We start from the raw sequence: 20704 nt of genomic DNA, 5'->3' as shown, positions 1-20704 counted from the left end.
ATGCAGAAAGCCGTCAAAATATCAGCTTGTACCACGGCCGTTCTGGTCGGGTCGCTGGCCACATCGATCGTGAGCGCCGAACCCGCCGAAATTTCGGTAACCAACGAAACCCTGTACTCCACCAACGCAGCCCTGCGTGAGGACAAGGAGGCCGATACACGTAACCGGACAACACTGGATTTCTACAAGGTATTGAGTAGAACCAGACTGTCAGGGGACATCGGCTTCAATCTTGGCTACGAATATTACTTCAATGATGTCTTTGCCAACGACAGTGATGTCGTGGCGACCATGGACGTCAACAGCGCCTATGAATTCAGCCCCAATTTCAAGTGGGAGCTCCGTGACACGCTCAACCAGGTGCGGGAGGACTCCACCCAGGTGGGTACCCCGGACAACCGGCAGCTGATCAACGTATTCGAAACCGGTCCGCAGTGGTTGATACCGCTTTCCGGGCGTACTGGTCTTCGCCTCGGTTCGGAGTATGAGAATCTCTGGTTCGAAGACAGCGATGAGCAGAGCAACCGTATTACCGGATCTGCTGCGCTGGTAACAGAATTGGCCACCGGTCATCAGCTCGAAGGCGGTGTCGAAGCTGACAAGGCCTGGATCGAGCGCCTGCCTACCGATATCAATCAGACCGGCGTTATAGAAACCGAAAGCGAAAGCGCCACACTGTTTGGACAGGTCTCCCAGCAGTATGAGAATGCGAGATGGTCGGTACGGGGTGGTTATACCTTCGTCCAGACCGATTCGCCCTCGCAGGAAACAGAGTTCGACGGCCCGACCGCAGAGCTCAGCTATGTCTACGGTGGCATAACGACGCAGGGCCTTATCGATGCCCGACTGTCACACTCCCTCAGTGACACCTTTTCCGATCAGAACGTGAAGACCTTCGATGCACTCGATACGCGAGATCGCTTCGATACGATCGAGACCACCCAGTTCCGCCTGCTCGGCAGCTACCCGCTGACCGCCGTCGATGAATTCAGCGCCATTGGTTCAGTGTCGATCGAGCGCTATCAAACGCAGGACATCGAGGATGAGCGCTACACTGCAGAACTGTTGTATCGCCGAACCTTCACACCTCAGGTGCTGGGCGATCTCAGCTTCCGCCGTGACCAGGAAGAATTCAGCAACAGCTTCCGTGAAGTCGTGACCTATTATCTCGAAGCGAGTGTGGAGCATCGTCCCCTGAAGAATATCCGGCTTGAATACGCCATCGGTTATACCGAGCGTGAGGACGAGATTATCGTCACCGACGCCCAGGGCACACCAAGTTTCGGACTGAACGGCATCGAAGAGGTCTATTTCAGCTTCGGCGTGACCTGGTTCAGGCTCTAGGCATGATAGTCAATGCCATGACGATTGACGTGGAAGACTACTTCCACGTCGCCGCGCTTGCCGAGTCTATCAAGGTCGACGAGTGGGATGCGCACGAATGCCGCGTAGAAGCCAATACCGACGCGCTGCTCGCCCTGTTCGACGAGAAAAGGATCAAGAGTACCTTTTTCGTGCTGGGCTGGGTGGCTGAGCGCTATCCTGATCTCGTGAAGCGCATTGCCACGGCAGGCCACGAAGTCGCCTCTCATGGTTTCAGCCATCAGCTCGTCTACAACCAGACCCCTGAAATCTTTCGTGACGAGACCAAGCGCTCGAAAGATCTTCTCGAACAGCTGATTCAGGCCCCTGTCGATGGCTATCGCGCAGCGTCCTACAGCATTACTGCACAGAGTCGCTGGGCGCTCGATATTCTGGTAGAGCTCGGCTTCGTCTGGGACTCGAGTATTTTCCCCGTCAATCATGACCGCTACGGCATGCCAGGTACGCCCGAGCTGCCTTATCGTCTCAAGACCGACAACGGTGGAGAGATCGTCGAGTTTCCGCTGTCTACCGCCAAATTGCTCGGGCGCACCATACCTATCGCGGGTGGTGGGTACTTCAGGTTGTTCCCCTACTGGTTTTCGCGCTGGGGCCTTGGGTCCATCAACCGCCAGAAGGAGCCCTTCATCTTTTACCTGCATCCGTGGGAGATAGACACTGATCAGCCCAGGGTAAAGGCGAGTGCATTTTCAACCTTCCGTCACTACAACAATCTGGACAAGTGCATGGACCGTCTTCGACGACTCACTGACGACTTCCAGTTTGCCACTGTTGGCGATGTACTCAGACACAAGCAGTTACTGCCAGTCGAGACCAGGAGCGGCAGATAAAGCCTGTGACAGATCTTACCGAACAGATTCAGGCGCTCACCGACGAGTCGAAAAAACTTAGCCGCCTGATAGGGGAGGCGAAGAAGAAGGGCCTTGATACAGCTGATGAGCTCATAGCCCAGAAAAAAGCGGTTCAGGCGTCGATCGCCGAGCTAGAGGCCAGGGCTACTCCAGAGTCTTCAGACTCGGAACAGCCCGATTCAGCCGGGAACGCTGCAGCGACAGGCAAGGGTGGCCCAGGCACAGGCACCGTCGCTGCCGAGTCGCCTGCCAAAGCGAAGCGAGAGCCCTCTGACGCAGAGCGCCTGCAAGCGCTGATCCCACCTGTCTATACAGCCGCTTCAGAGTCTGCTGAATCAGCACAGCCGGCTGCCGCTTACGCATGTGAAGTCAGCGAAGTTTCCCCGCCAGGCTGGGACGATTTCGTGCGACAGCATCCGAGAGCGACCCTCTACCACGAGTCGATGTGGCTGAGAACCGTCGCAGAGACCATGGGGCATCAGGTCGCTTATGTCAGCTGCTACTTCGAAGCTGATGCTGACAGGCAGTTGCAGTCTGCATTACCCATGATTCGTCAAAAGAGCCGTTTGTTCGGCGATATATGGACCTCGATTCCGCTGGTGAACTATGGCGGCGCGCTGTCCGTGGACAAGCATGCTGAAAAACATGTGCTGAAGGCCGCTGCCGATTTTGCCCGCGCCAGTGGCGCGAGCCACCTCGAGGTGCGCGGTTACCATAAGCAACCTACTGGTTGGCCGGAGCGGACCGACAAGGTCAACATGTGGCTGCCGCTGCCTGCAGATAGCAAAACCCTTTGGAAAGGCTTCAGTTCGAAGGTGCGCTCACAGATCCGCAAAGGACAGCAGAACGACTATCAGTCGCGCATCGGCGGCGCGGAACTGCTCGATGACTTCTACCGGGTGTTCAGCGAAAACATGCGCGATCTCGGCACACCTGTGTATGGCAAGGCTTTCTTCGCAGGCATACTGAAGAACTTTGGTAGCAGTGCAAAGCTCATTGTCATCTACAGCAAGGGGCAGCCAGCCTCTTGTGGTTTCCTGGTCGAGCAGTCCACCGGTGCCGTGAAGCTGTTGGAAATCCCCTGGGCTTCTACCCGCCAGGCCTTCAATTCACAGAACATGAACATGGTGATGTACTGGGAAATACTGAGTCACGCAGCTGACACCGGTTTCGACCTGTTTGATTTCGGGCGCTCGAGCAAGGATGCTGGCACCTATCGCTTCAAGAAACAGTGGGGCGCCATGCCAGTTCAGCTCTATTGGCATTACGCGTTGTTCCAGGCAGATGAGCTGCCAGCGGTGAACAACAATAACCCGAAGTTCAAATTGCTCGTGGCGATGTGGCAGCGCCTCCCATTGTGGCTCGCAAATCGTCTGGGTCCGGCTATCGTTAAATACATTCCTTGAGTGGTAGTGACTGATTCATGAAGGCTTTACTGAAGAACATCCGGGACACCTATCAGGCCAAGGCAGCTCGCCGCCTGTTGACCCGGATGGGTGGGGAAACGAAAGGCGATGCAAACACTCAGCCTCTGCTGATTCTGATGTATCACCGTGTTCTGCCCGAGCAGGATGAACGTCTGGCCTTCGAAGAGCCCGGTATGTACGTCACGCCAGAAACGCTCAGTATGCAGTTGAAAACCCTGCAGCCGCTGGTTCGCTTTGTAGACCTGGGGCAGTGGGTGAAGGCAAGGCGTGAAGGGCGTGTGCTTGAGGGTGGGGAGACTGGCGATAATCGCTTGTGCTGCGCCATTACCTTCGATGACGGCTGGCTGGATAATTATGAATTCGCAATGCCCGTTCTCCGCGAGCATGGCGCCACGGCGACCATATTCCTGGCGACCGGGTTCATTGGTACTGGCCGAACGTTCTGGCCCGAGCAGCTGAACAGGCTGTTGAAACTGGCTGCAGCGCTTGGACCAGACAGCCGTGCAAAAATCGGACTCGAAGAGTTCATTGCCTCAACCGGCGTCAAACCCGATAGTACCCGGTACGCCAACAAGGAATACGCAGCCGAGGTGATCGCTGCCAGCAAACAGTTTACCGATGCGCAGATCTACAGGTTTCTCGATGAATCGTTCGAGCACCTGACACAGGACAGTGAGCTGACCCTGGAGCAGGGCGCAGAGATGCTGGATTGGCACCAGGTAAAAACCATGGCACCTACCTTCGACGTGGGCGCCCATACCGTGAACCATCTCAGGCTCAACGAAGCAGCTGATCCCGCCGCTGTCGATGCGGAACTGGATGGCTGCATCGACGCCATCCAGTCTCATCTCGGCGCCGTGCCATCGCTATTCTGTTATCCAAACGGTGACGTGAGCAAGCATGCCAGAGAGGCGGTTGAGCAGCGTTTCGCGGCTGCTGTCACGACAGGAAATGGCATTAATCAGGCGGGCGACTCGCTGTTCGCGCTCAAGCGCATTGGGCTGCATGAAGATGCGAGCAATACGCCCGAATCGTTTCTGGCGAAACTCTATCGAGGCGCAAGCGCTTCGGGAGCATGATCAAATGAACATACTTCATGCTATCGAAACCTCGGGGCCGGGTGGGGCAGAGAACTTCATGTTGCGCCTGGTCCAGAGCCAGAAGGCCGAAGGTCACCAATGTCGGGTGCTGGTCATCAAGCCCGGCTGGCTGACCAAGCAACTCGAACGCCTCGGTATCGACTATGACCTGATCCCGCTGCCCAGGAGCCTGAGCCCGCAGTGGATGCTGCAGGTTCGGCAGCTGCTACGTCTGCACAATATACAAGTTGTTCATTCCAACGAATTTGCCATGAACATGCACCTCGCGCTCGTGGCGAAGTCCCTCGGTATTCCGCATATTGCCACCGTACATGGCAAAAACTACTACACGGAAAAGACAGTCAGGCGCTTCTTCATGCGCCTGACCGCAAGGCTCAGCACGCTGGTGGCCGTGTCCCACGACATCAAGAGCTTTCTCGCCACAGATGCCGGTATCCCTGAATCTCGTGTCGTAGTGATCGAAAACGGCATAGAAGTCCTAAGCTATACACCGGACCCTGCAGTGCGCGAGCGCTATCGCAGCGAACTGGGCGTCGCCGACGATGAGTGCATGATTCTCGCTGTCGGAAACCTTTATCCAGTGAAAGGGCACACTCATCTGATCGACGCCGCAGTGCGCCTCAGCCGTGGTGGTGCCAAGATCAAGGTATTCATTGCTGGACGGGGGAAGGAAGAACAGAGTTTGCAGTCGAAGATCGATTCGCTCGGCCTGACCGGGCAATGTTCCCTGCTTGGGTTCAGGGATGATGCCAGAGAGTTGCTGTGGGCTTGCGATATCTTCGCCATGCCGTCACTGAGTGAAGGGCTACCCTTATCTATTCTGGAAAGTCTGGCGGCACAGCGACCCGTGGTGGCGTCGGCGGTAGGCGGTATTCCGCAAGTTCTGAGCGACGGCGAGACGGGTTTGCTCGTGCCCGCTGGCGATCCGCGAGCACTGGCGGGCGCTTTGGAAAAACTGATAGTTGACGCCTCTCTTCGCCAGGCCCTTGCGAAACATGGGCTTGCGCTTCTTGCCGAGCGATACGACGCTACAGTCATGGCTCGCCGCTACGCTGAACTCTACCGCAGGCAAGTGTAAAGTAAGCCGACTTATGGAAAAGCCCTAGGCCATTGGCCCTGCCAGAATCATTTTCAGACCGCCTCCTTCTCCTGCCAAGTCCATGATATTTCTACCCTTCAAGAAATGACAAACTGCGCTGTACCGTTGTCCTGCTGAACGAAGGCAGACGATTTGTATCTTTTTGATACGGAATCGGCGCTTCTGTAACCGTGTGTCAATCTTCTATACAGGTCGCTAGGCGAAGTCGAGCGACTCCTTCCAATAACTGCTTTAAAATCATGCGCATACAATATTGGCACGACAAGTGCTTACATTATGGTAACGAACAGTAATTTAGATTACTTAGCGTTACAGACGATCTAAAAGAATTCATCAGGAGTCATTATGTTCTCTTCAGCAGTTAAAGGTTTTTCTCTGTCAGCAATCGCACTGGCGGTTTCTCTTCCAGCATCAGCAGCCGTTATCCAGGGCTTCGACGTATCAAATGCTGCAAACGTTTCTTGTGGCGGCGGCGCTCAGTACGGTCTTTGGACCAACAGCCTGACCCCAAGCAAGTGCTCTAAGTACTTCGCTATCGAAGCTGGCACTACTTTCCTTCGTTCAGACGACGGCACTGCCACTTTCACTGGTTCAGCTTCTAACCCACTGGGCACTTCAGCCATCTTCGACCTGACCTTCACTGGCTTTCAGGAAGACTACTCAGTAGTGAAGACTGGCGGCACTGCAAAGCAGGCTGACTGGAACTTCTACACTGGTCTGACTGCAGACAGCAAAATCACTGTCGGCGGCGTTGATTACTTCGCACAGCTGGTTGGTGCACCAACCAACGTTGGTTCAATGCCTGTATTCCAGTACGGCACTGGCGCAAACGACAAGACTGGCGACTTCGGTGGCTCAGTCTGGATGGACATGTACGCTGCTGACGGCACTGCGCTGTTCACTGCTGGCAACCACTGGGATATCAACTTCGACCTGACCGAGAACCCAGATCTGGTTCCTGATGTAGATGTTGACGTTCCTGCGCCTGCTACACTTGGCCTGCTGGCACTTGGTGTTGCTGCTCTGCGTCTGTCACGTCGCAGCAAGTAAGCTCTTTTCTCTAACGTTGACCGGTCGTTTCGATTGCCTTAAACGTTAGCAGAGTGAAAAAGCCCTTCTTCGGAAGGGCTTTTTTTTGATCTTTTTTTCATCTTTTCAAACGCGCCTCACGTACCCATCCCGCTGTGTTACCAAAGAGATAATCCATTCGGCCAGCCATTGTAACTTTGGCGTCGCCCACTGTAGCCTTTTGTAAAAGCTACCCCCTGAAAGTGTGCGTAAAATTACGTAGGATGGCCAAAAATATTTAATGAAACAAAGGCTTACAAAGTTGGCACATTTCCTGTATCTTAACTGACTGCAATACACGGAATGTTTTTGTGAAACGTTGTACCTGTAACATCAGGATGACAACTCACGGACCAACTACAACCTTACAGGGGTTTCTCATGCTTAAATCAAAATTTGCGCAATCGTTCGCGTTCTCAGCACTGGCTCTCGCAGTAGCCGTTCCTGCTTCAGCAGCTGTCATCGAAGGCTTTGACGTCAGCGATGCAGCCGTCAGCGCTGAAGGCAACAGCTTTGGTCTGTGGACCAACTCTCTGAATGCCACTGGTGAGTATCACTACTCAATCCAGACTGGTACAACTTTCCTTCGATCAGACGATGGCACAGCGACCTTCACTGGTTCTGCTACCAACCCAAATGGCGTTGGCGCTATCTTCGACCTGACCTTCACTGGCTTTACTGACAGCTACTCACCAGTCAAGACTGGTGGATCAGAAGATACTTCAGACTGGAACTTCTACACTGGCCTGACAGCAGACAGCAAGATCACTGTTGACGGCGTAGATTACTTCGCACAGCTGGTCGGCGCTCCTGACAACATTGGCACCATGCCTGTGTTCCAGTACGGCACTGGTGCAAACGACAAGACTGAAGATTTCGGTGGTTCTGTATGGCTCGACATGTACAGCGCTGAAGGTGAAGCACTGTTTGGCGATGCTCACTGGGATATCAACTTCGACCTGGCAAGCAACCCTGACCTCATCCCTGATGAGCCAGGCCCAGGTGTTGACGTACCAGCGCCTGCGACCCTCGGTCTGCTGGCACTTGGCGTTGCGGCACTGAGACTGTCACGTCGCAAGCAGGCGTAAGCCTCAAAGCGGTTCTGCAAAAGCCTCCTTCGGGAGGCTTTTTGTTGTGTGTCCTAAATTCCCAGGCTGCCCTCTGAGTCTGTCCAGAAAGCATACAGGTGGCATGCCGAAACATGCTCGTCACTTACCGCATATCAATGATTAATCTATATAAAACATATACCTACGAAATATGGCCCGACTCGTGCTAAGCAGTAGTATTAACTATTGTTACCAAACGAAACGTTGCACAAAATTCCCCAGAACGTCTGCTTATAGGGTTGTAGTTCATGAAAGCTGTAGTCTCCCCACGTTTCGCCTTATCTGTCCTGGCAATGACGCTGTCGACCATGTCGGTGTCAGCCACCGTGATCAGTGGCTATGACGTCAGCGATACCGCCAGCAAGAATTGCGGTGGTGTGAGCCATGGCTTGTCTACCAATTCGCTGAAGCTGGGTGCCAAAAACTGTATGGCACGGTCTTACAGCCTCGAAGAAGGCGCAGTCTTTTTACAGTCGGACGATGGTACTGCAAGATTGCTAGGCACAGCAGTCAATCCTTATGGGGTGAGCGCTGCATTCGACCTGCTGTTTACCGGCTTTACTGACAGCTATTCAGTGGTGAAGAAAGGCGGGTCCTCCAATACCTCCGACTGGAATTTCTACACAGGGCTGTCTGCCGATAGCCGAATCAATGTCGACGGTACTGATTATTATGCTCAGCTCGTCGCGGCTCCGGGTAAGTCCGGCAAGGCGCCAGTGTTTCAGTTCGGTACTGGTGCAAACGATAAGACCAATGCCTTTGGTGGGTCGGTCTGGATGGATATCTATGCGGCGAATGGACAGCCAGTCTATACCGGCAGCAAGCACTGGGATTTGAACTTCGATCTCAGCTACAACTCAGACCTTGTGCCTGATGTGAACGTCCCTACGCCTGCGACGCTCGGTCTGTTGGTGCTTGGCGTGGCGGTACTGTGCTTGTCTCGTCGGAAGAAAGCTCAGGCCTGAGTGTTCAAATCTGATTGAGACGCCTGTCTCAGGAAGACTGACCTTCAGCACGAGATTAAAAAAGGGCCCGTCCGTGAGGAGGGGCCCTTTTTGCTGTCAGGCTAAACTAGCCGTCGTTTATACGCCTTCCAGACCGAAGCGCTGGTTGTCGCCGCCGTTAGCGCTGTACTGTTGAACAGCTGCGCGGTTGTCGCGTGACTGGCCACGGATATCCAGGTTCTTGCTGCTGGCCTTGTTCGATACACGGAAGTGGCTGCCGTCTGCAGTCAGTTTCCACTCTTGCTTCGAGCCACCGTTGCAGTTTTCCTGGATGGCACGTGCACGATCGCCAGTGCCATCAACCGCAAGGCACTTACCTGAGTGCTTGGCCTTCAGCGTGAAATAGCCGCCAGAAGTCGCTGATGCTGTCCACGCCTGGTTTGAACCACCGTGGCATGACCACTGTGCGATCGTCGCGCCTGAATAGCTGGCGTTACCGCTCACATCTATGCACTTGCCACTGTTCTTCGCACGCAGACGGTAGGTCTTGCCGCTGGTGATTGATGAAGATGACGACGAAGAGCCTGAGCTTGTGGTGGTAGTAGGCTTCGGTGCAGTAGTGGTTGTAGTTGACGAGCTACTCTTGCTGGCGCGGTAGTTGGACAGCTCGTTACGGACGTTCTGCAGTGCACGTGCCGCATCAGCTTCATTCCACTTGCCAGCAGGGACGCCACAAGGCTTGCCGTTGCAGGACACGTTCGGGTTGGAGAACTTGCCGATTCGGCTGGAGCCGTACAGGTGTGCATAGGACATGATGGTAGCGAAGGAGTAATCCACACCATAGCCGAGTGCATATGAATAACGTGAGCCAGAAGTCTTGCCCTGCTTGCGTGAGTGATCCAGACCCATGTTGTGGCCGAGTTCGTGTGCCATGGTCATTGGACCGCACTTTGGACCAACGACGCTGTAAGCGTACTGGCTGGACATAGTGACGTAGCCGATACCGCAGTTGGCCTTGCTGCTCATCATAACGACGAAGTCAGCGCCAAGGCTGTCACGCTTGCTGCGAATTGAAGAGTCTTTCTGCAGGTTGGTGATCAGGTCAGTCACGCTGTTGCCGCTTTCGTAGTGGTACTGAGTACCGACCAGGTTGAGCTTGATATCAATCTTGGAATTAGTGTAGTAGCCGTTGATCTGGTTGACCCAGCTACGGGCTACTGTCGAAGGCTCGCCGCCGAGTTGTGATTTCGCGCCGCTATCGTATACCACAAGCACATCCATTGTTGCTGCCTGCGCTGCAGCTGCTGATGCGAGCATGCCAGTACCAAGAATTGCTGTGAGAAGGGGGCTCGCTGACCGTCGGTGGCTCTTTTGGCTCGTGATGTTCGGGTTGTTCAAGGTAGTTCTCCTATCATCCGTAGTGTTCAGAGGCTGCCCCTTGGGACAGCAGCAAAGTCTTTAAAAATTTAGGTTCCCGATATTCGTAATCAGGAGTTCTTCTGTTCTGGCGGGTAGATGCGATCGTCTTCGTCTACCGGGTTGAACAGCGTGCCGGTTGGAACTATCCAGCCTGCAGCCGCTCGGGATTCGATCATGTATTCGCCGTTGGGCGTGGTAATGCCACCGATGGTGACCGTCGTACCTTGTGTGATCGCTACCTGATTTTCTTCTTCGTAGTCCTTGATGCGGCCAAACCAGGTCACTTCACCGGTGTCGCTGACCTCAACGTTGTCCACTACCATTTCCATGCTGCCGCTTTCGAACGACACAGGCAGTTCCAGCGTATCGCCAGGTACCAGGGTCTCTATCTTCATCTGATCGACCTTGACGAACTCGCGGCCGTCATAAAGCTGCTCCGGAGTCAGGTCCAGCTGATCGCTGACCTCGGCGCTTTCCTGCCAGGGATGCTCTTGTGCCAGGGCGCGCAGGACGGTTTCAGGGTCGAAGACCTTGCCACTGCGACGGGCCTGCATTTCAAGCATTCTGGTTTCGAGGCTGGGGTAATCAGAATTGGTATTGAGGGCTTGGTACTGGGATTCTTGAGCGGGGGTAACCGTAAAGCCGAAGTTGCCTGATTCGTCTGACAGATGCTCCGATTCAAAGTCTGTCGGCGCATCGTTCATCGTCTGGGCCATGGCCCCGTCGATGGTCTGCGTGGTTTTTGCGGTCTGCGGCGCTGCAGCTGGCTGGAACTCACTCTGGGTGACTACCGGCTCAGCTGTTGCCATCACTGCGACTGCAGACTCTACACCGGGCAGGGCTACTACCTGGTCGCCCTTGGGCACGGAGTCCACCAGTATTGTAAGGGCTACAACAAAAGCGCCTATCGAACCGGTGGTCGAGACCCAGAACAGTGGCTTGCTGAGAATTCTATCTGAAGCATCACCTCGAGCTATGCCCAGGTTTTTTTTCTGTTGCTTCATGCTGTTGCCTCCCGACTAATCTCTTATCCGTACAAGTTCGTAATGTGCGGCAAGATTAGCAGGTGGTAGACAGCGAAAAATCGGCCATCTGGCCTAAACTTGGTAAATCCTACAAAAGTGTGTAAACCTTTACATTCATAGGGTATTTGCATCATTTACGATACAAATATTCACGTGTTCGTCAGCCCCTCAAGGCCTTCCAGTACAGCTTGAGCTCGCGCCAGAAGGGCTGCATATCCCCGCCACGGTTGACCTCGTAACGGGTTCCGGCCTGGAGAAGCTTCATGAATTGCACGATTTCAGAGAATTTATTTCCGGCAGAATTTCTGTTTCGGAGTACCAGATAGAGTCTATCAAAGTCGCCCATGAGCCATCGAAGACGATTGCCGGTGCGATATTTTTCTGGTCCACGCGTTTTTCGGCCCATGGTGGCTTCATGGAGCAGGAAAGGAAAATCGACACCGGAGTCGATGGCCAGCTGTAGCGATCCCCAGAAGCGCGTATTGACCTCCATGATGTAGGCCGTGCCGTCGGGGCCTACCTTGTACTCCACCATAGCCACGCCATGCCACTTCACCGCATCGAGAATGCGCTGGCTCTGGGCGAGTAGGGCGGGGTCGGTGGGGACGCTTTCTGAGAGCACCGATACACCGCCGCTTGGCGGGCGCTCGCGCACACGGCGGTGGGTGAAGTGGGCGATGCATTCGCCGTGGTCATAGAGTAGGAAGACGCCTGCGCCATGCCCCTCGATGCACTGCTGAATCATGAAGGGGTGCTGCTGCAAGGCGGGCTCGGATTTCAGTAGAGCCAGCGCTTCCTCTGGGTCGGCAGCCTGACGAACGGTGGCATTGACCCACTGGCCATCGATCTGGATGCGGGAGAGGGCGGGCTTGATAATGAGCGGATACGCGAATCCCCTGACATCGTCGATTGCCTCAGCGGCGCTGAAATACTGTACACTCTGCGGCGCTGCGACGCCCAGACCGTTACAAAGCGCTACCAATTCAGCCTTGTTTGCCAGCTGCTCGATAGTCGAAAATGGCGCTAGCGGAAGTCTGGTGTCGGCGAGTTCGTCGCGCCTGGCCAGCAGCGTATAGAGAGAAATCTCCGTAACCGGATACAGCACGTCGATCGAATGCTTCTTGATGAGCGCATTGATCGATGCGATGAAGGCCTCGGGCTCCGAAGGCGAAGCATACACTTCGCTGCCGGCGCTGAATCTTGAAGCACCGGCCAGGGACTCGGGAACGGTATCTGCAGTGATGACGCGGATGCCCCGGCTACCGAGAGAGCGGGTGACAGCCAGCGCGCTGCGCTGCTGTGCATCGAGAACGAGAACGGTTTCCACTACATTTTCCTTGTTGAGTGCGTTGAGACGTACCGGATTCTAACTGCTATGCGACAGAATACGACAGCAAACAGATTTAAATCGAAGGTCGCGGTGGCACAGGGCGATTCCGAGCAGGGCAGTGTTGAGTCGCTGGCGAACCTGAGTCCGAAGACGATCTGGCAGGCGGTAAAGAAAGAGCACCTCGCTTTTTGGGCGATTTGCGGGTGGTTGTTCTTTGAGTATATAAAGCCGCAGTCGATCTATCCGTGGCTGGATTTTTTGCCGTGGTCGCAGATCTGTATTCTAGGTGCCTTTGTCTTGTCTCTAGCCAAGGGGGACAAGATTGCTGCATCAAAGGGGTTGTCCGGACTACACGCCACCTTTCTCATGTTCGGTGCTCTCGTCTTGGCGTCGAGCATCTTGGCCTTTGACAGCGCCTATAGTTTCAGCAAGCTTGAGGTCATGGGTCAGTGGTTTGTAATCTACTATCTGGTCTTGAAGATTATCAACACAGAGCAGCGGTTTTTTATCTTTTTTCTGCTCTACATGCTCTGTAATTTCAAGATGTCTCAACATGGGTTTGTATCGTGGGTTTCCAGAGGTTTTTCATTTGCGGACTTTGGTGTAACGGGATCGCCGGGCTGGTTTCAAAATTCTGGCGAATTCGCAATGCAGATGCTTATTTTTCTTCCACTTTCGGTCGCCTTTATCACTGCGTTTAAGCACCGCTGGTCTAAGCTTCTTTATTATTTCATGCTACTTTTTCCGATCAGCGCCTTCAGTTGCGTTCTGGCTAGTAGCTCTCGGGGTGGAGTGCTCGGGCTAGTAGGGATAGGTTTACTGCTCCTTTTCCAGAAGAAGAAGATGTTTAAGAGACTAATGGTTGTCATGTTGTTCAGTTTTGTCGCCTTCCTGCTTCTACCAGCAGAGTTCAAAGCTAGATTTGAAACTGCGGGGGATGATGGTACCTCAAATCTGCGGCTTTTCTATTGGGGCATAGCCAGCGATATGGCTGCAGATAATCCAGTGCTTGGTGTCGGTTACTACAATTGGATCCCTTACTATAAAGCTTATCACTTTGATCCTTCGATCAAGTACAAGGCGGAAGAAATCCATAGTACCTATTTTCAGGCAATGGCCGAGCTCGGGTACAGTGGGCTGGTGCTCTTGCTGGCTTTTGCATTTGCGACTTGGAGACTGAATCGCGCGACGGCACTGGCGATGTTGCCTTATCAAGGGGAGGAAATGGCAAAGTTTTATCGTAATACTGCTAAAGCACTCAACATCGGCTCATTCAGTCTATTCATCACATGTGCCTTTATATCAGCACTCTATTATCCCTTCTTTTGGATGCAGGGTATTTTTGCGGGTTTGCTTTACGGGGTTTCGCGAATCCGTTACTCGCCGGCAAGAGCAGGAAAATTGCCGGCGTCGGGAACTGTTAACACCCAAAGGCTTCGTGTCGGTAAGCAAGTTGGGGTGGTTCAGCCACCACCTGTTCCCAGCTTCCAGAGTAAGAAATAATGGGTTCGCTCTGTGCCGTTTTTCGTTTGGATGAATTTGAGGATGCTGGGGCGGCTTACGAGAATGTCGAAAGCATGGCAAATGCCGGCTTTCACTTTGTAAACCCCGTAACTTTTTTTCGAGCACGAGACTCTAGCGAATTTGATGCAGAATACGCAGCCCTTCTCGTGGTGCATGCTTATAGCTATGATTACTTTCTCCATTGGTGCAATCGTCTCAAATCACTCGACGTACCATTTCTACTCGTCGGCAACAGCGCAACTTTTAGTCGAGACTCTCGCAACTGGTCTGTTGTAGTAAGAGAAATCTTCGCTAAAGCGCCCGATGGTGACTATGAAGTCAGCTTCGGTCCGGGCCTGGTAAAGTACCGGCTGGAGAAGTCAACTCGGGACGGTGCCGTAAGAGATGTGATTCGACGACTGGCGCTTGTTGGCCCCCGCGAGCGAGATAGCCTAATTCATGCGTTCGAGAAGCGTCTGAACTCTGAGGACAACTTGGGGCCATTAAAAGCATCGCAGTCAGCAACTGCTGTCCTTGAAATTGCAACCGACTTACTGCCCGCGTGTGTGGCTATCCCAGAGCCCGCTGTCTCAAGACTTGTTTCAGAAGATCTCTTTCAAAGAGGGCTTGCAACAGCAAGAAAAAGGTTGGGAGCATTGGGTGGCGAATGCCGCACTGGAATGCACGCATTACCGTTTCACCACGATTATTGGGAGTCTAGATGCGGCGCAGCACAAGAAGAGGTGTGTTTCGCCTATAGCTATACTCAGTCACTCTGTTCAGGCAAGAACATTAAGGAGGGCGCTATTCCACAGTTGAAGCTTCCGATAGCTGATTCCGACATATCCCGACTCAAAACAAGGATTCGACGTTCGCAGCAGTTCATCCCTCTCTCCAGGCTCTCCTACGCACACTACTATGGTGGAAAGAATGCGCTTCTAAAGTCCGTTTCAGCAAGCCTGATGAGCTGGATAGGAAGTTACCGCGATTACCGGAAGGTTAATTTTGAACAAATCCAACGAGTGGTCTTCTTTTGTAAGGGAAACATCAACCGAAGTGCTTACGCTGCCTGCTCATTCCGCTCGAAAATAAAATTAGAGGCAGTCTCGTTCGGTTTATGTGCGAATGATCATGATGCTGCAAGTACTCCTGCTTTGGAAAGAGCATTACGCGAGGGACTTGATCTGACTGAACATGTCACTACATCAATGGCATCGTTTTTACCACGCGATGGTGACCTATATGTTGCGTTTGAGCCCGAACATATTCGCATCTGTCAGTCAGACGGGAAATTCAATTCAAAGGTTGCCCAGTTCACTCTTGCCGGGATTTGGTCGATCCCATGTTCGCCCTACATTCAGGATCCAATTGTCCGGTCAGAAGTTTATTATGAGCGCTGTTTCGATCTAATTTCCTCCAGCGTTGAGCAGCTGGTCAATTGCCTGAACACTTCGTCTCGTTCGGAGACTTAAAGTTATGGATCAGGCAGTAGTTCATTTTGTGTCAGGAGATCTATGGGGTGGAGCTGAAAACCAGGTATGGCAACTTGTCGATCAACAGTTAGGACGTCCTAGACTAAAAGTATGTGTTGTAATTTTAAATCCTGGACAACTTTTTGATAAGTTGACAGCTAGTGGAGCTAATGTTTGCCTCTGTGACGAGAGCCAAGAGTCCTTCGTACATATACTCAGAAAAAGTCACGATTTCGTTCGACAGATCAAGCAGAGTAGTCCGCTGGTAGTGCTGCACTCGCATCGGCGAAAAGAAAATCTGCTGGCACTCCTAATTGCTGTCTGGGAGCAACTTCCGGCAGTGAGAACCTTGCATGGCGCCGATGAACACTCGGCGTCAGCCAGTCTGATGACCCGAGCTTCAAAAAAGCTAGAACAGTTACTATACAGGCGTGCTTTCAAAGCTCACGTCGTAGTTGCGAAACATCTTGCTTTAGACTTGGAGAAAATCGGCGTCCGCTCTGAGAGCATAAAGACTATTTCGAACGGAATTGATTTTGCTGCTCTTCATTTTGCAGCATCTCAGGATCGTAAACATAGCCATACCACGAAGATTGTTGGGCCGGCCGCTGAAGTTCAAATTCGAGTTGGGATTGTGGGGCGATTGGTTCCAGTTAAACGTCATGATTTGTTCATCCAGCTGGCAGCTCGAATTGTCGAGGGAGGAGGGCTCTATGTACATTTTTTCATTATAGGGGAGGGCCCTCTTCTTGAAGTTACCAAGGCTGCTGCTCGCAATTCTGCAGCACGGAATAATATACATTTCTTTGGCTTCGTAGAGGATGTCCACGAAGTTATTGCCGAAATGGATGCAGTCGTTATTCTCTCGGACCATGAAGGTCTGCCTTTGAATCTGCTTGAAAGCGTAGGATTAGGTGTGATGGTGCTGGGACACGACGTAGGGGGCGTAGGAGAGATCCTCCAGTCCTATCCTGCGCTCTTGCTTCAAACGCCTTTGTTGGAGTGCGCAGAGAAGGCACTCTGGCATCTAATTGACGATGATTCTTCTTTAAAAGACCAGTTCCAGCAGTGTCGTGCTGAAGTGGTTAAACGCTTCAGCATTGAGCGCTGTGAGCAGGAATACTATAGACTCTACTTTCCCCCTAATATTGATAATGAAACCTAAATCATGGGCTCATCACAATCTTCGAAAATGCTGTTCAGGACCAATAATTTCGATCTGTTGAGGTTATTTGCAGCGAGCCAGGTCGCCATTCTTCATTCACTTCACATAATGGATGTATCTGTCACTTCCTTTGTGCAAAGCGCATTGGGCTTGCTATATATGTTTCCCGGCGTACCAATTTTCTTTTTTGTCAGTGGCTTTCTCATAAGCAAGTCATTCGAAAGTAATTCCCAGCTTGAAGATTATGCTTCAAATCGTATCCTTCGCTTGTTCCCGGCATTGATTCTTGCGGTGACTCTGTCATTCATCCTGATTTTCGCAAGCGGCTATGCCTTCGAAACTGATGCGGGGTTTGTCGACTGGGCGATGTTATATATTGCAAAGATCAGCGTGATTCAGTTTTACAATCCTGAGTTCATGAGAGCTTATGGTGACGGCGTCCTTAACGGCAGCTTGTGGACAATCACCGTGGAACTTCAATTCTATGTTTTGGTGCCGGTAATTTATGCTGCATTTCGGTTGAGAGACGATAACAATTGGCGGTTGATACTGCTTATCTTGATTTTCTTTGGGATCAACAGAGCCGTCAGTGCGGTACCGTATGAGTTACAAAGTGAGATTGCTTACAAATTAGTCAAGGTATCATTTCTTCCGTGGTTTTATATGTTTCTCGTTGGCGTATTTTTTCAACGGAATTTTGACCGTTTTCATAAGATTCTTGCTGGGCGTTTTATCTATCTTCTTCCCTGTTATTTGATCGTAGGTTTGATTGCTGTTCAACAGAACGCGAACTTTGGTAATAACGTTAATCCGTTATTCTTTGCATTGCTGGCGCCTCTCATTTTTTCTTTTGCATATTCGTTTCCCACTCTCGCCCAGCGTACTACTCGCGGTAACGACTTTTCTTACGGTATTTATATCTATCACATGCCAGTGATTAACTGCATGGTCTATTTAGGCCTGACCGGCAGTTTCGCTTTCGCACTGACGGCGATGTTTCTGACATTAGCTATCGCAATAACCTCGTGGTTTGTGGTGGAACGAAACTGCCTCAAACTCAAAAATCACCCGTTCAATCCGATATATAAGAAAGCGAAAGCGTGGTAAGCGACAGCATAATACGGAGGCCTTAGATTTTGCAGACGAACGAGAAAACTCAACCAAAAGTGTTGTGGCTATCCCACTTCGCCCCCTTTCCTCCTAAAGGTGGGGCAGAACAGCGTAGCTATAACATGCTTGTCGAGATAGGGAAGGGTGTAGACCTTACTTTCATTGGGCTCGCCCATAAAAGCAGAGTCGAAGCATATTTCCAGGACTATGAAGTGGGCCTGACAAAAATACAGACCGATTTCGAAACATTCTGCACTCGGGTGGAGCTGGTACGACATGGCCAGTTTAATAGGAAGCTCAACAGGTATGTGACAGCATTCAAATCAATCCTGCTGATGCAACCCTACGACTACGTATATCTTTCTTCGAAGATCTACCAGCAACGGGTTAACCAAGCTCTTGCGCTAGAAGATTTCGATGTCATTCATGTGGACTCCATCGGACTGTGGCAGTTCATCGCTGATAAATCGTTGAGCGCGAAGTTAATTCTCAATCACCATAATATTGAATCAGTAATGCTCGCGCGGCGAGCAGAGCAAGCTGCGTCTGGCTTGTCGGCCTACCTGGCGTGGCAGTCAAGGAAACTGATAGCCATCGAAAGGGAGGCTTGCAAGCAAGTCGAATTGAATATGGTTTGCTCCGACCTCGATGCGGTGCGGCTGAGAGATCTCCATCAGGTTGACAACGTAAAGGTAGTGCCGAACGGGGTGGATCTTCATTATTTTACAAGATCTACTCCGTATGATCCGTCGGGTGCTCATTTATTATTCGTTGGTGGGCTGGACTGGTACCCGAATAGAGATGCCGCTATTTTTATTGCTCGCTCAGTTTGGCCGTTGGTTAAAAAGGCTCTGCCCAACGCAACTTGCTCGGTAGTCGGTCGAGGTTCCGTCGAGATGCTTGATGAGCTGGCTCAAGCAGATAGTGGCTTTACTGCGCCAGGATTTGTGGATGATATCCGGCCTGTTTTTGAAGCCGCGACTGTTTTTATCTGTCCAATTCGGGACGGAGGGGGTACAAAGTTGAAAGTTCTGGATGCGATGGCGATGGGTGTACCGTTGGTAGCTCATCCTGTGGCCTGCGAGGGGATCGCCGTTGAGGAGGGGCGTACAGTGCGTTTTGCCGAGACAGCCGAAGATTTTTGCGATGCGCTCATCGACCTTTTTACCAACCGTCACAAACTGGAAGAGATGGCTGGTCGAGAGCGTGAGCTCATTGAGCGCAGTTTCTCTTACGAATCAATTGGTGCTGATTTGAGAGAGGTCTACAAATAAACAAGCGGTGAAATTAGTTTCCCTACTTCAGCCATAGGGAAATGCTGAATAATTAGCTGCCTTCCAGATTTTATTCATCAGAACCAAAGCTGGAAGAGAGTTCGCCTTGATGGAGCATTTTTGTCGTTTCAGCGGGTAGCTTCTCCGCCTCTGCCTTTTTTGGGAAGCGCTATGTTTGGTTCTGGTGTATGAGGAGAGGATAGCGGTGCATCTTGTCGATTTATCTTGATGGATAGCAACCAACAGAGGGTGCGCCCTAACGACACTAAAGATGGCCTTCAAGCTTATGGAGACGACACAGATTCGCTGGAAAATACTGCGAGGATACTGGTTACTGGCTGAAGTTATTATCGGCCTACAGTTCAAGGATGGTCTTAAGCTGTGTTAAGCAGAAGCTTCGGAACAGCAAGCCGTTTGACTCTCCGTACACCACATTTGACTATTGCTCCAACTACCGGTAGAAAGAGCGTAGCTCTATTTCGGATGGCGTGAACCGATTTTCAGTAGCACAGCCCTTCACGCCTACCCACCCACAATCAAAGAATTGCGGCAGGACAGAACATGAACAGCTTCAAAGTGCTTCTTATAGCGGGGCTACTTATCGGCTCGATTTCGGCTAACGCGGCGCCGATAACTCTCCCAGGGACAGCGGTCTTCGATATCAACGCAGACCCCTACACTTTTACGCTGGACTGGACTGGCGGACCGAACATTACCAATCCGAACGTCTGGGTGCCGAATATTAACTACACGGTAGAGAACGACATCTATTATGGCTATCGAGATGGTGGGGGCTGGGGCGATGGCGTTATTGATTGGGGCCTGCGCGCCATCTTTAACGGCGAGGGTGACGCTCTTAATCCCTCTAAGGAGAGAATACTTGGCCCGCTTTTGGGCGAGACCTATGCCTATACAGTCGATTTCAGCTACTACTTTTCCTTCGACGATTGTGGTGATGGTGTTGGCTGCTATGAATACGGCGGATCGGTTTACGAGACAACGATGATCTCTTTCTTCGATAGCGCTGCTGCAGTCCCTGTCGGTCCAACTGCCCCGCTTCTGGCCGCTGGGTTGGCTGGCCTTTTGTTGCGGCGTAAAAGGGCATAGTCCTTATGCCCCAGCTTCAGCTGAGGCTAAATTACACATTAGTAGCTTAATTCTTGGCAGGGCTGGGCTACTTCTCTGCCTTAAGTGCGTCAGCTTTCAGCGACAGCGCAAGCGCTTCGACTGACAGAGACTCTCCCGCGTAATCGATGCACTGTGAAAACTCGGCCATCGCACTGTAGAGAGCCTCTCGCGGAAGACCCTCAACAGCGGGCAGATCGTCCAAGTGCTGAAGCTTTCCGGGCAGCTTGACTGGAGGCTCCAGCGGCCTTGATCTTGACGCCAGTAGCTATTAGCTCTCTTAATCGGCGACAGCTTTTA

At 52.1% G+C, this 20704-nt stretch carries 18 protein-coding genes; 14 read left to right on the top strand and 4 right to left on the bottom strand.

What is annotated here, in order from left to right; all coding sequences use genetic code 11:
- The 8 genes from ABD735_RS19125 to ABD735_RS19090 all read left to right on the top strand — a co-directional run bounded on the left by ABD735_RS19125 (position 1) and on the right by ABD735_RS19090 (position 9002).
- The gene (locus tag ABD735_RS19125; protein ID WP_344809507.1) at positions 1-1344 is read left to right on the top strand and encodes a porin family protein; all 1344 of its coding nucleotides are present in this window, start codon (positions 1-3) and stop codon (positions 1342-1344) included.
- A 2-nt stretch (positions 1345-1346) separates the two neighbouring features.
- Positions 1347-2213 (top strand): XrtA system polysaccharide deacetylase, encoded by an 867-nt coding sequence (locus tag ABD735_RS19120; RefSeq protein ID WP_344809505.1) that lies wholly within the window; start codon positions 1347-1349, stop codon positions 2211-2213.
- A 5-nt stretch (positions 2214-2218) separates the two neighbouring features.
- Entirely contained in the window at positions 2219-3640 is a 1422-nt protein-coding gene (locus tag ABD735_RS19115) for a FemAB family XrtA/PEP-CTERM system-associated protein (RefSeq protein ID WP_344809503.1), read from the top strand.
- A 17-nt stretch (positions 3641-3657) separates the two neighbouring features.
- Entirely contained in the window at positions 3658-4740 is a 1083-nt protein-coding gene (locus tag ABD735_RS19110) for a polysaccharide deacetylase family protein (protein WP_344809501.1), read from the top strand.
- Between the two features lie 4 nt (positions 4741-4744).
- Positions 4745-5839, top strand: coding sequence for a glycosyltransferase (locus tag ABD735_RS19105; RefSeq protein WP_344809499.1), 1095 nt, complete (start codon positions 4745-4747; stop codon positions 5837-5839).
- A 366-nt stretch (positions 5840-6205) separates the two neighbouring features.
- Positions 6206-6910, top strand: a complete 705-nt coding sequence (locus ABD735_RS19100; RefSeq protein WP_344809497.1) for a PEP-CTERM sorting domain-containing protein — start codon at positions 6206-6208, stop codon at positions 6908-6910.
- 398 nt (positions 6911-7308) lie between these two features.
- The gene (locus ABD735_RS19095) at positions 7309-8016 is read left to right on the top strand and encodes a PEP-CTERM sorting domain-containing protein (protein WP_344809495.1); all 708 of its coding nucleotides are present in this window, start codon (positions 7309-7311) and stop codon (positions 8014-8016) included.
- Between the two features lie 269 nt (positions 8017-8285).
- On the top strand, positions 8286-9002 hold the full coding sequence (locus ABD735_RS19090) for a hypothetical protein (RefSeq protein ID WP_344809493.1): 717 nt from the start codon (positions 8286-8288) through the stop codon (positions 9000-9002).
- Between the two features lie 117 nt (positions 9003-9119).
- On the opposite strand, the gene ABD735_RS19085 is transcribed toward ABD735_RS19090, so the two are convergent.
- The 3 genes from ABD735_RS19085 to ABD735_RS19075 all read right to left on the bottom strand — a co-directional run bounded on the left by ABD735_RS19085 (position 9120) and on the right by ABD735_RS19075 (position 12752).
- Positions 9120-10298: an RICIN domain-containing protein gene (locus ABD735_RS19085; RefSeq protein WP_344809491.1), complete on the bottom strand. Its 1179-nt coding sequence runs from the start codon at positions 10296-10298 to the stop codon at positions 9120-9122.
- A 170-nt stretch (positions 10299-10468) separates the two neighbouring features.
- A complete protein-coding gene (locus ABD735_RS19080; protein WP_344809489.1) occupies positions 10469-11404 on the bottom strand; it encodes a hypothetical protein in 936 nt (311 codons plus the stop codon).
- 181 nt (positions 11405-11585) lie between these two features.
- Positions 11586-12752 (bottom strand): carboxylate--amine ligase, encoded by a 1167-nt coding sequence (locus ABD735_RS19075; protein WP_344809487.1) that lies wholly within the window; start codon positions 12750-12752, stop codon positions 11586-11588.
- 48 nt (positions 12753-12800) lie between these two features.
- Here ABD735_RS19075 and ABD735_RS19070 point away from each other — a divergent pair, with 48 nt between their 5' ends.
- The 6 genes from ABD735_RS19070 (at position 12801) to ABD735_RS19045 (ending at position 20386) form a co-directional block, all read left to right on the top strand.
- A complete protein-coding gene (locus ABD735_RS19070; RefSeq protein WP_344809485.1) occupies positions 12801-14258 on the top strand; it encodes an O-antigen ligase family protein in 1458 nt (485 codons plus the stop codon).
- Positions 14258-15730 (top strand): arsenate reductase/protein-tyrosine-phosphatase family protein, encoded by a 1473-nt coding sequence (locus tag ABD735_RS19065; RefSeq protein WP_344809483.1) that lies wholly within the window; start codon positions 14258-14260, stop codon positions 15728-15730. Before ABD735_RS19070 ends, ABD735_RS19065 begins: the two co-directional genes overlap by 1 nt.
- A gap of 4 nt (positions 15731-15734) precedes the next feature.
- Positions 15735-16895 carry a glycosyltransferase gene (locus tag ABD735_RS19060; protein ID WP_344809481.1) on the top strand — a complete coding sequence of 387 codons (1161 nt, stop codon included), beginning with the start codon at positions 15735-15737 and terminating at the stop codon, positions 16893-16895.
- Between the two features lie 3 nt (positions 16896-16898).
- Positions 16899-18002, top strand: coding sequence for an acyltransferase family protein (locus tag ABD735_RS19055; protein ID WP_344809479.1), 1104 nt, complete (start codon positions 16899-16901; stop codon positions 18000-18002).
- Positions 18003-18031: 29 nt separating this feature from the next.
- Positions 18032-19279: a glycosyltransferase family 4 protein gene (locus ABD735_RS19050; RefSeq protein ID WP_344809477.1), complete on the top strand. Its 1248-nt coding sequence runs from the start codon at positions 18032-18034 to the stop codon at positions 19277-19279.
- 561 nt (positions 19280-19840) lie between these two features.
- A complete protein-coding gene (locus tag ABD735_RS19045) occupies positions 19841-20386 on the top strand; it encodes an MYXO-CTERM sorting domain-containing protein (RefSeq protein ID WP_344809475.1) in 546 nt (181 codons plus the stop codon).
- Positions 20387-20453: 67 nt separating this feature from the next.
- Here ABD735_RS19045 and ABD735_RS19040 read toward each other — a convergent pair whose 3' ends face one another.
- Entirely contained in the window at positions 20454-20609 is a 156-nt protein-coding gene (locus ABD735_RS19040) for a hypothetical protein (protein ID WP_344809473.1), read from the bottom strand.
- Positions 20610-20704: the final 95 nt, after the last annotated feature.

The organism is Allohahella marinimesophila, assembly GCF_039538005.1.
In the GTDB taxonomy this organism is placed as follows: Bacteria; Pseudomonadota; Gammaproteobacteria; order Pseudomonadales; family Oleiphilaceae; genus Allohahella; species Allohahella marinimesophila.
The sequence above is the reverse complement of the archived record's forward strand: the minus strand, read 5'-3'. Positions and strand labels throughout refer to the sequence as shown.